Genomic DNA, 18,012 nt, shown 5'->3' with positions numbered 1-18,012 from the left:
GAAGTTGATGGAGCCCACTGCTGTACCTTCCGGACCGCATCCTGCCCAGCCTGACGACGACGCGGCGTCCGAGCTGGCTCGGCTGCGCGCGGCGGTGGTGGCCGGCGAGGCCGAGATCACCCGCCTGCGGGCGGCGCTTGCCGAGCGCGACAGCGTGCTCACGGGCTTCAGCCACCACGTGCCGGGTGCGCTGCTGATCCTCGACCGGGCGCCCGACGGCACCCGCGTGATCCCATTTGCCAGCGACGGGTTGGCCACGCTGTTTGATCTCGACCCCGCCCTGCTGTTGCAACCAGAGGCGCTGTTCCAAGCCATCGTCCAGCGCCTGCACCCGGAAGACCTGCCCAAGATTGCCGCGCTTGAAGCCGACGCCAATGCCGGATCGGGGCAGTTGACCGGCGAGTTCCGCATTCAGCGCCGCGATGGCCACCACTCCTGGGTGTGGCTGCAGCTCGGCCTGCAGCGCACCGAGAACGGCCACCGCATCTGGTACGGCGTGATCCAGGACATCACCGAGCGCAAGCGCCTGGCACGGCGCCTGGAAGCCCGCGATGCCATGCTCAAGAGCCTCAGCCGCAACCTGCCTGGTGTGCTGTTCAAGGTCATGGTGGCGCCCGACGGCCGCGCCGAGCTGGCCTACGTGAGCGAGCGCGCGCGCGAGCTGTACGCACTTGACGACATCGCCGCAGACCAATGGACCTGGGCCTCGCACCACGAACGCATCCACCCGGACGATTTGCCCGAGATCCAGCGGCTGAGCCGGCTGGTCTGCGAGCAGCCCGGTGAGCTGCAGCGCTACGAGTACCGGGTCTGCCTGCCTGGCAAGGGCGTGCGCTGGATGGCGGGCCAGTCCATCGGCCAGCGAGAAGGCACCGAGGGATACACCGCCTGGTACGGCTACGTTCAGGATGTGACCGAGCAAAAGCTCTACGCGGACGCCGTCATCTCGGCCGAGGCCGCCCAACGCGCCAACCAGGCCAAGAGCGAGTTCCTCTCGCGCATGAGCCATGAGTTGCGCACGCCGCTGAACGCCGTCATCGGCTTCGCGCAGTTGCTGCTGATGGACCGCAGCGGCCTGTTTGGCGCCGAACAGCGTGGCCGTGTGCAGTTGATTGAGAAAGCCGGCAAGCATCTGCTGTCGATGCTGGGCGATGTGCTCGACCTGTCGCGCATCGAAGCCGGCGACCTGCCCTTGTCCATCGAGCCGGTCGACGTGCGCAGCGTGGTCGACGAAGCCTTGGCCCTCGTCGAGCCGCAGGCACGCCAGGCCCATGTGCAGCTCGATGCCAGCGCGCTGGCCGACCACCTGTACGCCCAGGCCGATCGGGTGCGGCTGCGGCAGGTGCTGGTCAACCTGCTGAGCAACGCCATCAAGTACAACCAGCCTGGCGGCGCGGTGCGCCTGACCGGCAGCAGCACACAGACCGACCAGGGCGCACGCATACGGCTGAGCGTGGCCGACACCGGCATTGGCATGCGGCCCGAGCAACTGGCACAACTCTTCGAGCCCTTCAACCGGCTGGGCGCCGAACGCACGGCCATTGAAGGCACCGGCATCGGCCTGGTGATCGTACAGCGCCTGCTGACGCTGATGCACAGCGAGGTGGCCGTGCAGAGCCAGCCCGGGGTGGGCAGCACCTTCACGCTGAATCTGCCCCAGGCGGCCGACGCGCCCCAGCCCTCTGACCACGTGCCGCTGCACGACGCCACCCCGGCAGCCCAGCAGGCGGCCACCATCCTGTACGCCGAAGACAACGAAGTCAACGTGATGCTGGTGCACGAGGTGCTGAAACTGCGCCCGCACTGGCGCCTGCTGGTGGCCACCAACGGCGAGCGCGCCCTGACCTTGGCACGGCGCACGCCACCCGACCTGCTGCTCATCGACATGCACCTGGGCGACATGAGTGGGCTGGATCTGGCCGATGCGCTCACGCGTGTGCCCGGACTGGCCGACGTGCCGCGCGTGGCCCTGTCGGCCGACGCCATGCCCGACCGCATCCACACGGCCAAGGCGCGCGGCTTCAAGGCCTACCTGACCAAGCCGCTGGACGTCCTGGCGCTGCTGCGCTGCCTGGATGAACTCCTCGGGCAGCGGGGCTGAGGGCCGTCAGGCCACGGGCGCCGGCTCGTGCGCCACGCGCTCGACCAGTTCGCGCGCGAAACCCACAAAGGCCTGCGCCCCCTTGCTGGCCGGATCGAACACCACACCCGGCACCCCGTAACTCGGCGCCTCGGCCAGGCGCACATTGCGCGGAATGACGGTGTTGAACACCTTGTCGCCGAAGTGGCCCTTGAGCTGGTCACTCACCTGCTGCTGCAAGGTGATGCGCGGGTCGAACATCACCCGAAGCAGGCCGATCAGCTTGAGCTCGCGGTTGAGGTTGGCGTGCACCTGTTTGACCGTGTTGACCAGATCGGTGAGCCCTTCGAGCGCAAAGTACTCGCACTGCATGGGCACGATGACGCCATGCGCGCAGGTCAAGCCGTTGAGCGTCAGCAGGCTGAGCGAGGGCGGGCAGTCGATCAGCACGAAGTCGTAATCGGCTGCGGCCGCCTCGATGGCCGCTTTCAGGCGCCGGTCACGCCGCTCAAGGTTGACCAGCTCCACTTCGGCGCCGGCCAGTTCGCGGTTGGCGCCCAGCACGTCGTAGCCGCCCTTGTCACTGCGCACCCGCGCCTCCGCAATGCTGGCGTCTTCCAGCAGCACGTCGTAGACCGTGTGGGCCAGCGTGCGCTTGTCCACACCCGAGCCCATCGTGGCATTGCCCTGCGGGTCCAGGTCCACGATCAGCACCCGTTGCCCGATCAGGGCCAGGCCGGCGGCCAGGTTCACGGTCGTGGTGGTCTTGCCCACCCCACCCTTTTGGTTGGCAATGCAGAAGATGTGCGGCATGAGTCGGATTATCCCCGTATCCACGGGGGATCTTGGGGGTCTTGCGGCGTCATGCACGCCCGCGCTGTCACGGGGGTTTCATGTGCGACGCCGACATTACGGGCGGCCGGCGCCCAGATGCGCCCCATGGATTGTTGTACCCCCTGCATGACCACCTTATGAAAAAGACCCTGACTCTTGTGGCGCACCGCGCCTGCGCGGTCTCATTGGCCGCCACCTTCGCCCTCGCTGGCGCCCTGCCCTCGGCTCACGCCGGCCTGCTGGACAACGCCAGCCTGTCGTGGACCTACCAGCACAGCGCCAACGGCGGCTTTCTCTCCGAGATCGTCAGCTTCGACGCCACCCGCAACGAGCTGTGGGTGTCAGGCGTGACCGGCATCGACATCCTCCACGCCCGCACCGGCGCTTTCATCGAGCGCATTGATGTGAGCGCCTACGGCTTCGTCAACAGCGTCACCATCCACAACGGCGTCGCCGCCCTGGCCATCGAGAACAAGACCAACCGCGAGCTGCCGGGCGTGGTACAGACCTGGCAGACCGCCAGCCGCACGCTGAGCGCCAGCTACACCGTGGGCGCCCTGCCCGACATGCTGACCTTCACGCCCGATGGCCGCAAGCTGCTGGTGGCCAACGAGGGCACGCCCAACAACAGCACCACCGGGGCCACCGGGGCCGGTGTGCACTACGGCAGCCTGACCAGCCCGGCGGGCAGTTTTCCGCGCAGCTATGGCAGCAACCCGCTCGACCCGGCCGGCAGCGTCAGCATCATCGACCTGGCGTCGGGCGCCGTGACCACCAGCACCAACCTGGAGACCGCGCTGCGCACGGGCAGCCACCTGCGCACCAACACCGGCATGAACTTCGAACCGGAGTACATCGCCGTCAACGCCGCCGGCACCAAGGCTTATGTGACACTGCAGGAGGCCAACGGCATTGGCGTGCTCGACATCGCCAGCGGCCAGTTCGAGAAGGTCGTCGGCCTGGGCGCCAAGGACTTCAGTGCCCCGGGCAACCGCATCGATCCCAAGAACGACAGCACCCAGACGAACAACCAGATCGAACTGGTTTCGGTCAACGCCAAGGGCCTGTACATGCCCGACGGCATCGCCACCTACCAGCGCGCGGGCAAGACGTATCTGGTGATGGCCAACGAGGGCGACTTCCGCGAAGACGACGCCGACCGCAGCCCGGCCGCCAATGTGGACCCGAGCCTGACGGGCACCCTGCTGTCCAACCTGCGCGTGTCGAACACCGACTCGTCTCCCGGCAACCTGTACGTGGCGGGTGCGCGCTCGTTCTCCATTCGCGACGGAGACGGCAACCTGGTCTTCGACAGCGGCGAGATCCTGGACCGCGAGGCCATTGCCCTGGGCATCTACGACGATGGGCGCAGCCGCGACAAAGGCGTGGAGCCCGAAGGTGTCGAGCTGATGGACATCGGCGGCCGGACGTTCGCCTTCATCGGCCTGGAGCGCACCACGCAAGCGGCCGTGGCTGTGTTCGACATCACTGATCCGTATCAGGTGAGCTTCGTGCGCATGCTGGTGGCCGATGGCAGCCGATCCCCCGAAGGCCTGAAGGGCTTCCGCATGGGGGACGATTACTACCTGGCCTTGTCCAATGAGGTCACAAACACCACGGCCGTGTTCTACCTGGCCACGGCGACGGCCCCGGTGCCGGAGCCAGAGGTCTACGCCTTGATGGCGGCCGGGCTCCTGGTCGTGGGCCTTGCTGCCCGCCGTCGCGCCCGCAGTTGTTGAGAGGTGTAGTTGGCCGCCGAGGCGCGCTGGATCGACCCGCTCAGGCGGCCGGCCGCATCCACACGATGCAACGTGCCGCCTCCAGCCCCGGCACGACGATGGGTTCCACGTGAAACACATCCACATCGGGCGGGAGCGTCGCCCGCTCTTCTACTGGATCGTGCCCCTTCATGGCCATCCAGACACCGTCCGTTCCCAACAACTGGCGTGTCCAGGCGGTGAAATCAGCGAGCGCGGCAAATGCCCGGCAACTCACGACATCGGCCTGGAGCGCAAGCTGCTCGACCCGCGCATGCTCCGCGCGGAGGTTACTGAGCCGCAACTCGGCTGCCACCTGACGGATGAAGGCTGCTTTCTTGCCCACGGTGTCGACACAGGTCACCAACAGGTCAGGAAACACGATGGCCAGCACCACTCCCGGCAAGCCCCCGCCGCTGCCCACGTCGACCAGCCGTTTCAAGGGCTGACCAGCAGGCGATCCACCGCCTGCCGCCGCCCCCCAGGGCAAGCCCAGCTGTCGGCTCAAGGGTGCGCACACGGCCAGGCAGTCCGCCAGATGGTGACTCAGCATCTCGCGCGGGTCACGCACCGCCGTCAGGTTGAACGTCACGTTCCAGTGCGCCAGCAAGGCCAGGTAGGCGGCCAGGCGTTCAATCTGGCTCGCGTCAAGGCTCAACTGCATGTCTGCCGCGACACCGGCCACGCCCTCCTGCCACTGCGTGGCCGTCCAAGCTGGCCCGGGCGCTGCCGCCTTGTTGGCACGCAAGGCCGGGGCCGCGCCATCCGACGTGGGATGGGAAGCCGGGCGACTGGAGCGACCAGCAGAGCGTCTGAAAGGTGGGGGCATGGGCGTGGACAAACAGAGTCGAACAGAAAAGGTCGAGAGAAAAACGAGCGCAGTCGTTCGTGGATCAAGCCGCCTCGCCGCCCGTGTGAGGCGGGTCGCGTCGCTGAACATCTTGCTGTTCGTGCCGCCCATCATTGGCAGCAAAGCCCTTGAACCGCCCCTTCTTCAGGTGGATCAACAGCAGCGAGATCGCGGCAGGCGTGATGCCGGACATTCGTGAAGCCTGGCCCAGTGTTTCCGGGCGATGCTTGTTGAGCTTCTGGCGGACCTCATGGCTCAGGGCGCTGACTGCCATGTAATCGAGCTCGTCTGGAAGACGCAGGTTTTCATAGTGGGCTGCGCGCTCGACCTCTTCGTTCTGCTTGTCGATGTAGCCCGCATACTTGATGCTGATCTCCACCTGCTCGATCACCGCGCCAGCCAGCGCGGCGCCAAGCTCAGCAGCCAGCGTTTCACGTGAAACACACGAGGCGGCCGACTCATCCCGGCCAGACCCTGCGCGCAGGCGGGCTTGCTCCGCAGCTGCGATCTGGCCGACTTCAGCGACTTGGTCGTACCCGACTCCTGGGCGCCGAAGCAGATCAGCGAGGTTGTATTCCCGTTCAAGCGGCTTGCCCACCAGTCGCTCGGCGTCTGCCGCCGGCAGGGTTGCCGGGCGGGCCCACGTGCTGCGTAACCGCTCTGTTTCACGTGAAACCGCGTCGCGCTTGCGGTTGAAGGCGTCCCAGCGAGCGTCGTCCACCAGGCCCACACCCCGTCCCAGTTCGGTCAGACGCATGTCCGCGTTGTCCTCACGCAGCTGCAGCCGGAACTCGGCCCGGCTGGTGAACATGCGGTAGGGCTCGGTCACGCCCTTGGTGATCAGGTCGTCGACGAGCACCCCCAGGTAGGCTTGGTCGCGCCGCAGCGTGAACGCCTCTTTGCCCTGCGCCTGCAGCGCAGCATTGACCCCCGCGTACAGCCCCTGCGCGGCCGCCTCTTCGTAGCCCGTCGTGCCGTTGATCTGGCCGGCAAAGAACAGCCCGGCAATGGCTTTGGTTTCGAAGGTCGATTTGAGTTCGCGCGGATCGAAGTAGTCATATTCGATCGCATAGCCCGGGCGCAGGATGTAGGCCTGCTCCAGTCCGGGCATGGTGCGCAATGCATTGAGCTGAATGTCGAACGGAAGCGAGGTGCTGATGCCGTTCGGATAGAACTCGTTCGTGGTCAGGCCCTCGGGCTCCAGAAAGATCTGATGCGAGTCCTTGTCGGCGAAGCGGTTGATCTTGTCCTCAATGGACGGACAGTAGCGCGGCCCCACCCCTTCGATCACGCCGGTGAACATCGGGCTGCGGTCAAAGCCCGAGCGGATGATGTCGTGCGTCTGCTGGTTGGTGTGGGTGATCCAGCACGGCAGCTGGCGCGGATGCATCTCGGGCGAGCCGAAGAAACTGAACACCGGCACACCGGGCCCTGTGGGCGCCGACAGGGGCGCACCGGGCTCACCCCAGCCACCCACCCGCTCCACCCCATCGCCTGGCTGCTCGGTCAGCTTCGAGAAATCGATGCTGCGGCCATCGATGCGCGGCGGCGTGCCGGTCTTCAGGCGACCCTGCGGCAGCTTGAGCTCCCTGAGCCGCCCGGACAGCGACACGGCCGGCGGGTCGCCCGCGCGGCCCGCACTGTAGTTGTTCAGCCCGACGTGGATCTTGCCGTCCAGAAAGGTGCCGGCCGTGAGCACCACCGCCCGCGCCCGGAAACGGATGCCCACCTGCGTGACGGCACCCACCACCCGGGCCCCGTCGCCATCGCCTTCGACCATCAGGTCATCCACCGCCTGCTGGAAAAGCCACAAGTTCGGCTGGTTCTCGAGCCGCTTGCGGATGGCGGCCTTGTACAGGATGCGGTCGGCCTGGGCACGGGTGGCGCGCACGGCCGGGCCCTTGCTCGAATTGAGGATACGGAACTGGATGCCGCCTTCGTCGGTGGCCAGGCCCATGGCCCCGCCCAGCGCATCCACCTCCTTGACGAGGTGGCCCTTGCCGATGCCGCCAATCGAGGGATTGCAGCTCATCTGCCCCAGCGTCTCGATGTTGTGGGTCAGCAGCAGCGTGGCACAGCCCATGCGGGCGGCGGCCAGCGCGGCCTCGGTACCCGCATGGCCCCCGCCAACGACAATGACATCAAATTCTTGTGGATACAGCATGCGCACCTCGCTGGCCCGGCCCGACAGGCCGTTGCCACATTTTTGAGCAACCTTCCATTGTACCGAGACGGGGGCTGCCTGTGGCGATGCCCCCGCGCGCGGCCTTCTCGGCGTCTGCGACGCGCCCGGCCCTGCGCCTGCGCGGCTCAGCTGGCGCTTGGCAAGCGCCAGACTTGTCCGTATAGTGAATGTCTCGCTGTCGTCACTGAGCATTCAAGCAGGGTCCCCTTTCCTGCGGCACGCCGCCGCGACACGGCGGGCCTGTCTGCTGTTCGCCGCACTCGTGAAATGCCGTTCGGGCTGCGCTGCCTGCTGCATCGCCCCTTCCATCAGCTCCCCGCTGCCCGGCCTGCCGGAGGGCAAGCCAGCCGGCGTGCCCTGCCCTCATCTCGATGAGTTCCTGCGGTGCCGCCTCTTCGGTCAGCCACAGCGGCCTGCGGTCTGCGGCTCGCTCCAGCCGAGCCCCGACATGTGTGGCGACACGCGCGAACATGCCATGCGCTGGTTGGGCGCACTCGAGCGCGCCACCCAGCCTGCAGGCTGAGACCGCCTCCGTCGGGCCCGCCTGTTCAGCTGACGGGCACCGCACCGTCGAGCGCGGCCACGTACAGCCAGATGCCCGACTCGCGTACGAACCGGCTGTGCTCCACCAGGCGGTGGGCCCGGCCCCCGATCTTGTAGCGCGCAACGAACGCGACCGTGCCCTCGTCCCCACCACCGGTCGAACCCACCCGCTGCACCGTCAACCCCAGCCATCTCAGGCCCGGCTCGGGCGGCTCGATCTCGGCCGGGCGGGTATCCGGATGCCAGGTCGCCAGCAGGTACGGCCGCAAGTCGTAGACAAACGCGGTATACCGTGAGCGCATCAAGGCCTCGGGACCGGGCGCCATCGCGGCGTGGTCGCCGCGCGCCCAGGCCGCGTGAAAACGCCCGCAGCAGGCCTCATACGCTTGCGGTTGCCCACAGGGGCATGCCACCGCCATCGGGACCATGCGGCTCATGCCGCGCCTTCGGTCGAGTCCGTCTGGCCTGGCGCAGGCGCCAGCGCCAAATGGATCTCGCACACCCCGCGCAGGTACACGAGGGTGGGGAGCACCAGCGCCACCGCAAAAATGACCCCGCCGCCAATCGTGGCCGACCAGATGTACTGCAAAGACTCGGCCGGCACGGCAGACGGGTTGTTCACCCAGACGCCGCGTCCGATGAGCCCGGCCATGAGCGCCTCGGGCGGCACGTCGACGCCGATGATCCACACCGAAGCCTCCGCCATCACCCGCCCGCCCAGCAGCACCAGGCCACTGGTGGCGGCACCGACCAGGCCGGTCGCCACGCTGAGCGCCGCCGTCAGCACCGTCGCTGGCAGCAGGCGCCGCCGCATCAACCAGGCCACGCGCCGCAACGCGCCGATCGAGCCCAGGCCACTCCAGACCGTGGGGGCCGTCAGCGGTGCCAGCACGGCCGCACCGGCGACCACCGTCAGGCCAATCACCACCACCGTGACCGGCGCCACCACCGCAAACAACCACGGGCCCACGCCCCGCAAACCGCTGAGCCAGTACAGGCCACCCAGCGCTGCAGCCACCAGGGCGCCAGCCGCCAGCATGCACGCCAGGACCACCAGCACGCGATGGGCCATGCCCAGGGCGTCTTCGACAGCCTGCATCACCTCGCGCGGCGGGCGACCCATCGCCCGATCCATCATCACGAGCCCGGCGGCATTGACGCCATAGAAGGCCGCGAACAGCCCGGCCGCGCCCTGGCCGACGGCCCAGGCCAGTTCGTCGCGGCCAAATGAGGCCTGTGCAGACGCCCCGGCCAGCCCGGCGCCGCAAAAGGTGGCCAGCAGGATGTAAAGCGCCCGGCCCTCGCGCAGGCCCTCCAGGCTGCTGAACACCCGGCCCATGGCCTGACCCCAGTCAAATCCGGCGCCATTGCGACGCCGCGAAGCGCCTCCCAAGGTATCGATCTCGTCACTCATGCAAGGTCCCTGATGGTCCACGCTGTGCGCCCGCGTGGCGCCCTGTGCCCCTTGAACGGGCCGCGATGAAGGCGTCGAATTCAGGCGCTTGATCATAGGGCTAGCCCGAATCGGATCCTGAGGGGCCAGCACAACAACCCACACAATGGGTTGACATCGCCTTAAATTTTCAGGTGGAAAGTGTGGTGAAAGCGATGTAGCTCACCCATAATGGTCAGGTCTGTGTCTGGATGCGACACCGTCTGATGGAATGGGTCCTGATGGGTTGAAGCTCCGCATGGTTAATTGGAAAGGAGCTCTCTGATGGGCAACAAGCTGTACGTGGGCAATCTGGCCTACAGCGTCCGCGATCAGGATTTGAATGACGCGTTCTCGCAATTCGGTTCGGTCAACTCGGCCAAAGTCATGATGGACCGCGAAACCGGTCGTTCGAAGGGCTTCGGCTTTGTCGAGATGGCTTCTGACGAAGAGGCACAGGCTGCCATCAACGGCCTCAACGGCCAACCCGTGGCCGGTCGTGCCGTCGTGGTGAACGTGGCCCGTCCGCGCGAAGAGCGTCCGGCTGGCTTCCGCAGCCCCTACGGTGGCGGCGGCAACGGCGGTGGCCGCCGTGAAGGTGGCTTCGGTGGCGGCGGCGGCGGCGGTGGTCGTCGCGAAGGCGGCTACGGCGGTGGCCGTGGCGGCAACGGTGGTGGCTACGGCGGCGGTTACTGATCGCCGCGGCTGACCTGCCGCACGACACCCCACACGACAAGGCGACCCAGCGGGTCGCCTTTTTTCATGGCCCTCAGCGGGGCGACCGGCCCGGTCAGGGCTGCGGCATGAGGCGGCCCGTCACGCGACCACTCAGCTCGGTCACACCTTGGCGACCGTCGTGGACGAAAGCGCGCGCGTGCAGTTCATTGTCGCCCTGCATCACGACCACGGGCTGATCCGATCGCACGGTCCGCGTGGGCAGGGTCACCACCAACTCCTCGCCTTCCACCCGCGTGGGCGGCGCAGACACGCTGCCCGCGTCGGATGCGGGGGTCAACACCACGCGCGCCACGCCAGACAGCGTCACTTGTTCGGCGCGCTCGTCAGCCTGCCCGCGCAAGGCCTCGGCCTGCACGCGCCGGCCCGCTTCGTCCAGGGCACTGAGGCTCAGGCGCTCGACCAGCAGGCGCTCCTGCACCGGCAGATGACGAATGCGCTCGCCCGTCAGCACGGCCTGGAGGCGCCCATCGGGCCCAACCCTCAGCACACGGGCCTCTTCCAGCTCGACATCGGCCGTGTCCGGTGTCAGGGGAGCCGACGCCCGCGTCACCCGCTCGCCGGAGGACTGAACCAGCCACCAGGTGAAGCCGGCCACGGCGGCCAGGCCCAGCAGAGGCAGCGCGGCCTGCGCGCGCTCGATCCAGGTCCAACTGGCGGCCTTCACGCGCGGGGCCCCTCCGCAGTCGTGTCCAGCGTTTCAGCGTGGCTGTGGAACAGCCGGCGGTAATGGCCAGTGGCGCGCAGCAGCAGATCGCAACATTCGCGCGCCGCGCCCTGGCCGCCCCGCAGGGTGCTCACGTGGTGGGCCACGGCACGTACTTCGGCATGCGCGTTGGCCGGCGCCACGGCCACCCCGGCCCGCAGCAACAGCGGCAGGTCGGGCCAGTCATCACCCATCACGGCAACCTCCGTCCACGCGACACCCAGTTGCGTGAGCAACGGCTGCGCCACCGCCAGCTTGTCGTGTGCCCCAAACACCGCGTGGTTCACGCCGAGGTCCTTGAGGCGGCGGCGCACGGCGGGCGAGTCGCGGCCCGTGATCACAACCGGCGTGATGCCGGCCATGGCCAGCAGCTTGAGCCCGTGGCCATCGAGCGCGTGAAAGGCCTTGAGCGTCTCGCCCGCCTCGCTGATGTAGAGCGTGCCATCGGTCAGCACACCGTCCACATCGAAAATCGCAGCGCGTACACCGGCGCAGCGGCTCAGCAGCGGTTCGGGAAAAGTCAAGGCCGGTTCAGGCAAGGTCACGGCGGGGGTCACGGAAGGGGCGGACGGCATCAGATCACCTTCGCGCGCATCAGGTCGTTGGTGTTGACGGCGCCCACCAGGCGCCCGTCGGCGTCAACCACCAGCAGGGTGTTGATGCGGTGCGTCTCCATCAAAGCCACCGCCTCGGCCGCCAGCACGTCGTCGCGCACGGTGCGCGGCGCCGGCGTCATCAGGTCCACCGCACGCTGCGCGCGCAGGTCGGCTCCCGCTTCGATGCGGCGGCGCAGGTCGCCGTCGGTGAACACGCCCAGCACCTCGCCGGCCTCGCCGACCACAGCCGCTGCGCCCAGGCCCTTGGCGCTCATTTCGCGCATCAGTTCGCTGAAGCCCGCGTCTGGCCGCACGCGGGGCACGGCATCGCCCTGGCGCATGACATCGCGCAGATGGGTCAGCAGGCGCCGGCCCAGCGAGCCGCCCGGATGCGACCGGGCGAAGTCCTCGGCCTTGAAGCCGCGCGCGTCGAGCAGCGCGACGGCCAGGGCGTCGCCCAGGGCCATCTGGGCGGTGGTGCTGGCTGTGGGCGCCAGGTTCAAGGGGCAGGCCTCCTGGTCGACGGCGCTGTCAAGCACCACGTCGGCATGACGGGCCAGTGCCGAACCAGGTTTGCCCGTCATGGCCAGCAATGCAATGCCCTGCCGCTTGATGACGGGCAGCAAGGCGGTGAGCTCTTCGCTTTCGCCCGAGTTGGAAATGGCCAGCACCACGTCGCCAGGGCGCACCATGCCCAGGTCGCCGTGATGGGCCTCGGCGGGGTGGACGAACATGGCCGGCGTGCCGGTCGAGGCCAGCGTGGCGGCGATTTTGCGGCCCACATGACCGCTCTTGCCCATGCCCATGACCACCAGCCGGCCCTGGCAGGCCAACACGGTCTGCACCGCACGCGCAAAGGCCTCACCCGCTGCACCGGACAGGCGCTCACGCAGGTCGCTGAGCGCCTGCGCCTCAATGGCCAGCGCACGCTGAGCCTGAGCCACCACGGCCTGGGTCGTCAAATGGGGGAGAGACATGGGAAAGCGGTCAGTTGGAAGCAAACCTGATTCTAGGTTGTGTGCACTCTGTTGTTGTTCCGTAGACATAAATGGGGCCTGTCCCACTAGGCCGAAAAGCGGCAGCAAGGCACACTCGTCGGCATGCGCTCTGAGGGCTCAGGCCCGACGGGGTGCCCACACCACGGAGGACCCCATGGCCCTGGCCCCGCCCGCCCAAGCAGCCCCCACGCGCGTCGCCCCTCGGCCTTGGCGAGCCCTGTCCCGGCGCGTGACCGTGGCCGCCGTGGTGTGGACGGCGCTGGTTCTGGTTGCCGGCGCCTGGCTGACCCACACCGCCGTGGCCCATCGGCGGGCCGAACAGGTCGACGCTGCAGCCCATCGGCTCGACAGCGCGCACCGCACACTCACGGCCAGCCTGCAGCAGCTGACCGTGCTGCCGCGCGCCCTGAGTCGCCAGAATGGCATCCTGCAGTTCCTTCAGGACACGCGCCTGGCCCGCAGCGACCGCCTCAGCGTCGAGCAGCGCCAGCAGGTCCAGTCCATGGCGCAGGACGCCCCGGGCGTGTTGCAACTCAGTCGCCTGCTCAAGGACACGGCCGACGACTTCGGTCTCAGCGCCCTTTTCCTGACCGACTCCTACGGCACGGCCCTGGCCGACAGCAACCACGAGCTGGCTGACAACGCCATCGGCCGCAGCTTCCGCGGCCGACGCTACTACATTGATGCGCTGGACAACACCAGCGGCTTGGGGCACCAGTTTGCCGTCTCCCAGGTCGCCAGTGGTCCGGCGCTCTTTTTCTCCTCCCGAGTCGGCAGCCCGGATGCGCCACTCGGTGTCGTGGTGGTCATGCAGTACAGCCGGCACTTCAGCCCCATGTTCGAGGATCCACAACGTCGCCTGTTCGTCACCGACGAGCATGGCGTGATCGTCATGGCGCCGAACATCCAGGTGCCGCTGCAACGCACTCCGCTGGCCAGCACGGGCAAGCTGCCCGAAGAACAGGCACAGCGCCTGTACAGCCGCCTCCCTGAAACCCTGGACTGGCGGCTTGAGCGCATCAACGTCGGCAACCAGCAGGTGCTGCTGGTACACGACGCAGGTCAGCGCTACCTCGCGCTGTCGCGCCCGCTGGATGGCATGAACCTGACGGCCTGGATTCTTGTGCCCCTGGCTGGCGAGGCCCAGTTGATCGCTGGCATGCTCGCGCTGACCGCCCTGGTGCTGTTTGCCGGTCACGGGGTGCTGGCGCTGATCGGCCAGCGCATCCGCCGCCAGGCCGTCATCACGCGCGCCCAGCGCGAGTTGGAACACATGGCCCACGCGTTGCCGCTGACCGTCTTCTGCTATCGTCAGCCGGCTCAAGGTGCCGGACGATTCAGCTTTCTGGGCGACGGCGCAGCCGCCCTGTTGGGCATGGATCAGGGCGACATTCTGGCGAACCCCGAACGCGTGTGGGAGCGCATGGGCGGCGAGCCCCACGAGCAGCCTCTTCCGCCTCAGAAGGCCACCGATTTTGCCGTTGACACCCCGCGGGGACGCCGTTGGCTGCGCTGCGACAGCCAGTGCACCGTCAGCACCGACGGTGGCCGCGTCTACAACGGCTACTGGATGGACATCACCGCGCGCAAGCAAGTTGAAGCCCGCTCGCAGGCCGTCTTCACCAATGCGCCCATAGCCTTCCTGTTCTTCAATGCCGAGCAGGGCATCACGCGTTGCAATCCCAGCGCGGTGCGCCTGTTTGCCGGCGACAGCGAGCAAGCCTTGCTCGGATTGGATCTGACCCGTCCACCGCTGTCGCCCGCACATGCCCATGACCCGGTCCTTCAAGCCCGTGTCGAGGCGGCCGTGACCGCCCGCGAGGCGCTGACCTTCGAATGGCGCCACACCCGCCTGGACGGCGAGCCCTTCGACGCCGAGGTCGTGCTCGTGCCTTTCGAGTTCGAGCAGCGCATGCAGCTGTGCGCCATCATCCAGGACATCAGCGCCCGCAAGCGCGCCGAAGCTGCCCAGCAGTCCGCCCAGCAAGCTGCCGAAGCCGCGACCCGCGCCAAGACCCACTTCCTGGCCAACATGTCGCACGAGATCCGCACGCCCATGAACGCGATCATGGGCATGACACACCTGGCCCTGATGGACGAGCTGCCATCGAAGGCTCGCGGCTACATCGACAAGGCCCACCGCGCCGCCACCGCCCTGCTGCAGATCCTCAACGACGTACTGGACGTCTCCAAGATCGAATCCGGCAAGCTCGAACTCGAAACCACGCCCTTTCAGCTCGAAGACGTCGTGCGCCACATGGCCGAGGTACTGGGCGTGCGCGCCGAAGAAAAAGGCCTGGAGCTGCTGTTCACCGCGCCTCCCGACATCCCCACCGCCCTGATCGGCGACCCCACCCGGCTCGGCCAGATCCTGATCAACCTGGGCACCAACGCCATCAAGTTCACGCAAAAGGGCGAGATCCTGATCGGCTGCGAGGTGCAGCGCGTGGACGCCCACGAAGTGCTGCTGCACTTCTGGGTCCGCGACAGCGGCATCGGCATGCGCCACGATCAGATCGAGCAGCTGTTCGAGCCCTTCACCCAGGCCGACAGCTCCACCACGCGCGAGTACGGCGGCACCGGGCTGGGTCTGACCATCTCACGCCAGTTGGTCGAGCTCATGCGGGGGCGCATCTGGGCCAACAGCCAGCCCGGCAAGGGTTCCACCTTCCACTTCACCGCACGCTTTGGCCTGCAGTCTCAGCCGCAGGCCCGGCGGGCGCTCATGGCCAGTGAACTGCAGGGCAAGCGCGTGCTGCTGGTGGATGACAACGCCACGGCCCGCGAGGTGCTCGGCGACATGGCCCACCGCCTGGGACTGAGCGTTGAAACCTGCGACGGCGGCGAAACCGCACTCACCAAGATGCGCCAGGCGTCCAGTGAAGGTCGGCCGCACGACATCATCCTGACCGACTGGCGCATGCCCGGGATGGACGGCATCGCCTTTGCGCGCGCCGCCCTGGCCCTGCCCCCCGAGCAGCGCCCGTGCGTGCTGCTGGTCACAGCCTTCGGCCGCGAAGAGGCCATGCAGGCCGCGCAAGGCGTGGGCCTGGCCGGCGTGATCAACAAACCCGTGACCCCGTCCACCCTGTTCGACACCCTCAGCCGCGTGCTCGGCAAGGATGAGGCGCCACCCTCGGCCGCCCCGGAAAGCACACGCATCCTGGAGCAAGCCCGCGAGCAACTCGCCGGCGCGCGCGTGCTGCTCGTCGAAGACCAGCCCATGAACCAGGAACTCGCGCGCGACCTGCTGGAGCGCGTCGGCATGACCGTGGTCACCGCCAACAACGGCGAAGAGGCCTTGCGCCAGCTGGACGACAACGGCCCCTTCGACGGCGTGCTGATGGACTGCCAAATGCCCGTGCTCGATGGCTACAGCGCCACCGAGCGCATCCGCGAGCGGCCCGAGTGGCAGGGCCTGCCGGTGATCGCCATGACGGCCAGCGCCATGGCCACCGACCGCGACCGCGTGCTGCGCAGCGGCATGAACGACCACATCACCAAGCCGCTGGATCTGGGCCGCATGTTCTCCATCATGGCGCGGTGGATCCGGCCCAGCCGTCCCGGCGACGCGCTGGCGCTGCCCGAAGCCGCCGCACCCGAGGCCCCCGGCACCGACACGCTCGACACCGCCGACGGCATGGCCCGCTGCATGGGCAACCTCGACCTCTACAGCCGGCTGCTGCGGGGGTTTGCGCGCACGCAGCGCGATTTCGGTGCGCTGTTCGACGCCTGCGGCAGCCGTGAACAGGCGCAACTGCTCACCCACACGCTCAAGGGCCTGGCCGGCAACATCGGCGCGCGGCAGCTGCATGCGCACTGCCACACCCTTGAGCAAAAACTGATCGCCCTGGCCCAGGCCACCGACGCCTCTGACTGGCGCGAGGCCTGCCAGGCCGAACGCCGTGCCGCCGTGGCCGCGCTGGACTCCGTGCTGCACGAGATCGACCGCATGCAGCAACCCGATGCGACGCGCCAGCAGGCCCTGCAGGCCACCCTGGGCAACGCCGAGCTGACGCCGCACTGGGCCACGCTGCGCACCCTGTTGAGCGACCACGACGCCCACGCACGCGACCTGTTGCAGGAGTTGCTCGACCGCTGGCCCGCCCTGCTGGACGAGCCGCACGTGCAGGTCCTGCGTCAGGCCCTGGAACAGTACGACTTCGACGCGGCCGAAGCCGCACTGACCAAGCTCACATCTGCGAATCGCTGAATCCAGCGCCGCGGTCGTCGGCGTAAAGCTCCATGATGCGCAGGATCTCGTACTGCTGCTGCATGAAGGCGTCGACCAGCGCCGGGTCGAAACCCCGGCCGCGCTCGTCGGCCATGATGGTCAAGGCTTGGGCGGCCGTCATCGCCGCCCGGTAGGGCCGGCGGTTCATCAGCGCATCGAACACATCGGCCATGCCGACGATGCGGCCGAACAGCGGGATCTGCTCGCCCTGCAGGCCCTGCGGGTAGCCGGTGCCGTCCCAGCGCTCGTGATGCGTGAGCGCGATCGTGCGCGCGGTGGCCAGCAGTTCGTGCTCGTGCTTGCCGATGATGTCGGCGCCGATCTGCGGGTGCTGGCGCACGATGGCGCGCTCCTCATCGTTCAGCGGGCCGGGCTTGCCAAGAATGTGATCCGGGATGCCGATCTTGCCCACGTCGTGCAGGGCGGAGGTCTGGAACAGCAGCTGCAGCGCCTCGGGTCCCAGGCCAATCTGCATGCCCACCAGACGCGAGATGTGGCTGATGCGCACGACATGGTTGCCGCCCTGCTGGTCCTTGAAGCCCGCCGCGCGCCCCAGGCGACGGATGATCTGCTGGCGCGTCGCCACGAGTTCGCTGGTGCGCTGGGCCACCATGCGTTCGAGCTCGCGCGATTGGTCGTACAGCGCCAGATGGGTGCGCACGCGGGCCTGCACCAGGGGTGGACTGATCGGCTTGGTGATGTAGTCGACGGCACCCAGACTCAGGCCCAGGCGTTCATCATCGACCGTGCTCATCGCCGTCACGAAGATGATCGGTATGCGTCGCCGGTCGGGGTTGGCCTTGATGCGGCGGCACACCTCGTGCCCGCTGAGGTCGGGCATCATGATGTCGAGCAGGATCAGGTCTGGCGGCTCGTCCGAGTAGGCCAGCTGCAGGGCCTTCTCGCCCGAGGTGGCCACCTTGATGCGGTAGTCTTCCCCGAGCACGCGCGTGAGCAGCTCGATGTTCTGTGGCGAATCGTCGGCCACCAGAATGGTCGATCGACGCACCCCTTGCGTCACGGACATCACCCTCTCCTTGTGTGTCAGCCGGTCCGGCGTGG

15 protein-coding genes are annotated in these 18,012 nt (G+C 67.8%); 6 read left to right on the top strand and 9 right to left on the bottom strand.

All coding sequences use genetic code 11. The features are described from left to right. Nucleotides 1–7 precede the first annotated feature (7 nt). Complete coding sequence (locus GTZ97_RS00430) at nt 8–2,101, top strand: hybrid sensor histidine kinase/response regulator (RefSeq protein ID WP_161648533.1); 2,094 nt, start codon at nt 8–10, stop codon at nt 2,099–2,101. Between the two features lie 6 nt (nt 2,102–2,107). Here GTZ97_RS00430 and GTZ97_RS00425 read toward each other — a convergent pair whose 3' ends face one another. Next, on the bottom strand, nt 2,108–2,893 hold the full coding sequence (locus GTZ97_RS00425; RefSeq protein WP_161648532.1) for a ParA family protein: 786 nt from the start codon (nt 2,891–2,893) through the stop codon (nt 2,108–2,110). 158 nt (nt 2,894–3,051) lie between these two features. On the opposite strand from GTZ97_RS00425, the gene GTZ97_RS00420 reads away from it, so the two are divergent. After that, nucleotides 3,052–4,653 carry a choice-of-anchor I family protein gene (locus GTZ97_RS00420; protein WP_161648531.1) on the top strand — a complete coding sequence of 534 codons (1,602 nt, stop codon included), beginning with the start codon at nt 3,052–3,054 and terminating at the stop codon, nt 4,651–4,653. Between the two features lie 40 nt (nt 4,654–4,693). Here the strand turns inward: GTZ97_RS00420 and rsmG are convergent, their stop codons facing one another. Together rsmG and GTZ97_RS00410 are read right to left on the bottom strand one after the other, a co-directional pair. After that, complete coding sequence (gene rsmG / locus GTZ97_RS00415) at nt 4,694–5,335, bottom strand: 16S rRNA (guanine(527)-N(7))-methyltransferase RsmG (protein ID WP_236650953.1); 642 nt, start codon at nt 5,333–5,335, stop codon at nt 4,694–4,696. Nucleotides 5,336–5,564: 229 nt separating this feature from the next. Next, nucleotides 5,565–7,685: a tRNA uridine-5-carboxymethylaminomethyl modification enzyme MnmG/GidA gene (locus GTZ97_RS00410; protein WP_161648529.1), complete on the bottom strand. Its 2,121-nt coding sequence runs from the start codon at nt 7,683–7,685 to the stop codon at nt 5,565–5,567. Nucleotides 7,686–7,968: 283 nt separating this feature from the next. Here GTZ97_RS00410 and GTZ97_RS16540 point away from each other — a divergent pair, with 283 nt between their 5' ends. Further along, a complete protein-coding gene (locus GTZ97_RS16540; protein ID WP_330863516.1) occupies nt 7,969–8,229 on the top strand; it encodes a YkgJ family cysteine cluster protein in 261 nt (86 codons plus the stop codon). A gap of 25 nt (nt 8,230–8,254) precedes the next feature. Here GTZ97_RS16540 and GTZ97_RS00405 read toward each other — a convergent pair whose 3' ends face one another. Together GTZ97_RS00405 and GTZ97_RS00400 are read right to left on the bottom strand one after the other, a co-directional pair. Then, nucleotides 8,255–8,686 (bottom strand): YchJ family protein, encoded by a 432-nt coding sequence (locus GTZ97_RS00405; protein ID WP_236650928.1) that lies wholly within the window; start codon nt 8,684–8,686, stop codon nt 8,255–8,257. After that, nucleotides 8,683–9,663: a hypothetical protein gene (locus tag GTZ97_RS00400; protein WP_161648528.1), complete on the bottom strand. Its 981-nt coding sequence runs from the start codon at nt 9,661–9,663 to the stop codon at nt 8,683–8,685. Before GTZ97_RS00400 ends, GTZ97_RS00405 begins: the two co-directional genes overlap by 4 nt. A 303-nt stretch (nt 9,664–9,966) precedes the next feature. On the opposite strand from GTZ97_RS00400, the gene rbp reads away from it, so the two are divergent. Then, nucleotides 9,967–10,377, top strand: a complete 411-nt coding sequence (rbp, locus tag GTZ97_RS00395; protein ID WP_161648527.1) for an RNA-binding regulator — start codon at nt 9,967–9,969, stop codon at nt 10,375–10,377. A 94-nt stretch (nt 10,378–10,471) separates the two neighbouring features. Here the strand turns inward: rbp and lptC are convergent, their stop codons facing one another. Both lptC and GTZ97_RS00385 read right to left on the bottom strand, forming a co-directional pair. Continuing rightward, nucleotides 10,472–11,083, bottom strand: coding sequence for an LPS export ABC transporter periplasmic protein LptC (gene lptC / locus GTZ97_RS00390; RefSeq protein WP_161648526.1), 612 nt, complete (start codon nt 11,081–11,083; stop codon nt 10,472–10,474). Beyond that, on the bottom strand, nt 11,080–11,595 hold the full coding sequence (locus GTZ97_RS00385; protein ID WP_407926718.1) for a KdsC family phosphatase: 516 nt from the start codon (nt 11,593–11,595) through the stop codon (nt 11,080–11,082). The genes lptC and GTZ97_RS00385 overlap by 4 nt, the downstream gene beginning before the upstream one ends. On the opposite strand from GTZ97_RS00385, the gene GTZ97_RS17045 reads away from it, so the two are divergent. Further along, entirely contained in the window at nt 11,561–11,734 is a 174-nt protein-coding gene (locus GTZ97_RS17045; RefSeq protein WP_407926715.1) for a hypothetical protein, read from the top strand. The two genes, GTZ97_RS00385 and GTZ97_RS17045, sit on opposite strands and share 35 nt — an antisense overlap. Here GTZ97_RS17045 and GTZ97_RS00380 read toward each other — a convergent pair. Further along, nucleotides 11,697–12,695: a KpsF/GutQ family sugar-phosphate isomerase gene (locus GTZ97_RS00380; protein ID WP_161648524.1), complete on the bottom strand. Its 999-nt coding sequence runs from the start codon at nt 12,693–12,695 to the stop codon at nt 11,697–11,699. The genes GTZ97_RS17045 and GTZ97_RS00380 overlap by 38 nt on opposite strands. A gap of 175 nt (nt 12,696–12,870) precedes the next feature. On the opposite strand from GTZ97_RS00380, the gene GTZ97_RS00375 reads away from it, so the two are divergent. After that, nucleotides 12,871–16,929: a response regulator gene (locus GTZ97_RS00375; protein ID WP_161648523.1), complete on the top strand. Its 4,059-nt coding sequence runs from the start codon at nt 12,871–12,873 to the stop codon at nt 16,927–16,929. Here GTZ97_RS00375 and GTZ97_RS00370 read toward each other — a convergent pair. Next, a complete protein-coding gene (locus GTZ97_RS00370; RefSeq protein ID WP_161648522.1) occupies nt 16,910–17,977 on the bottom strand; it encodes an HD-GYP domain-containing protein in 1,068 nt (355 codons plus the stop codon). The genes GTZ97_RS00375 and GTZ97_RS00370 overlap by 20 nt on opposite strands. Nucleotides 17,978–18,012 lie beyond the last annotated feature (35 nt).

The organism is Aquabacterium fontiphilum (assembly GCF_009909205.1).
Taxonomy (GTDB): Bacteria; Pseudomonadota; Gammaproteobacteria; order Burkholderiales; family Burkholderiaceae_C; genus Aquabacterium; species Aquabacterium fontiphilum.
This window is presented reverse-complemented; position numbering and strand designations above follow the sequence as displayed.

Coding starts and splice junctions, on each gene's coding strand:
- rsmG (WP_236650953.1), bottom strand. CDS start 5,335: ATGCAGTTGAGCCTTGACGCGAGCCAGATTGAACGCCTGGCCGCCTAC.
- GTZ97_RS00375 (WP_161648523.1), top strand. CDS start 12,871: ATGGCCCTGGCCCCGCCCGCCCAAGCAGCCCCCACGCGCGTCGCCCCT.
- GTZ97_RS00420 (WP_161648531.1), top strand. CDS start 3,052: ATGAAAAAGACCCTGACTCTTGTGGCGCACCGCGCCTGCGCGGTCTCA.
- GTZ97_RS00400 (WP_161648528.1), bottom strand. CDS start 9,663: ATGAGTGACGAGATCGATACCTTGGGAGGCGCTTCGCGGCGTCGCAAT.
- GTZ97_RS00380 (WP_161648524.1), bottom strand. CDS start 12,695: ATGTCTCTCCCCCATTTGACGACCCAGGCCGTGGTGGCTCAGGCTCAG.
- GTZ97_RS00430 (WP_161648533.1), top strand. CDS start 8: ATGGAGCCCACTGCTGTACCTTCCGGACCGCATCCTGCCCAGCCTGAC.
- GTZ97_RS00425 (WP_161648532.1), bottom strand. CDS start 2,893: ATGCCGCACATCTTCTGCATTGCCAACCAAAAGGGTGGGGTGGGCAAG.
- GTZ97_RS00370 (WP_161648522.1), bottom strand. CDS start 17,977: ATGTCCGTGACGCAAGGGGTGCGTCGATCGACCATTCTGGTGGCCGAC.
- GTZ97_RS00405 (WP_236650928.1), bottom strand. CDS start 8,686: ATGAGCCGCATGGTCCCGATGGCGGTGGCATGCCCCTGTGGGCAACCG.
- GTZ97_RS00410 (WP_161648529.1), bottom strand. CDS start 7,685: ATGCTGTATCCACAAGAATTTGATGTCATTGTCGTTGGCGGGGGCCAT.
- rbp (WP_161648527.1), top strand. CDS start 9,967: ATGGGCAACAAGCTGTACGTGGGCAATCTGGCCTACAGCGTCCGCGAT.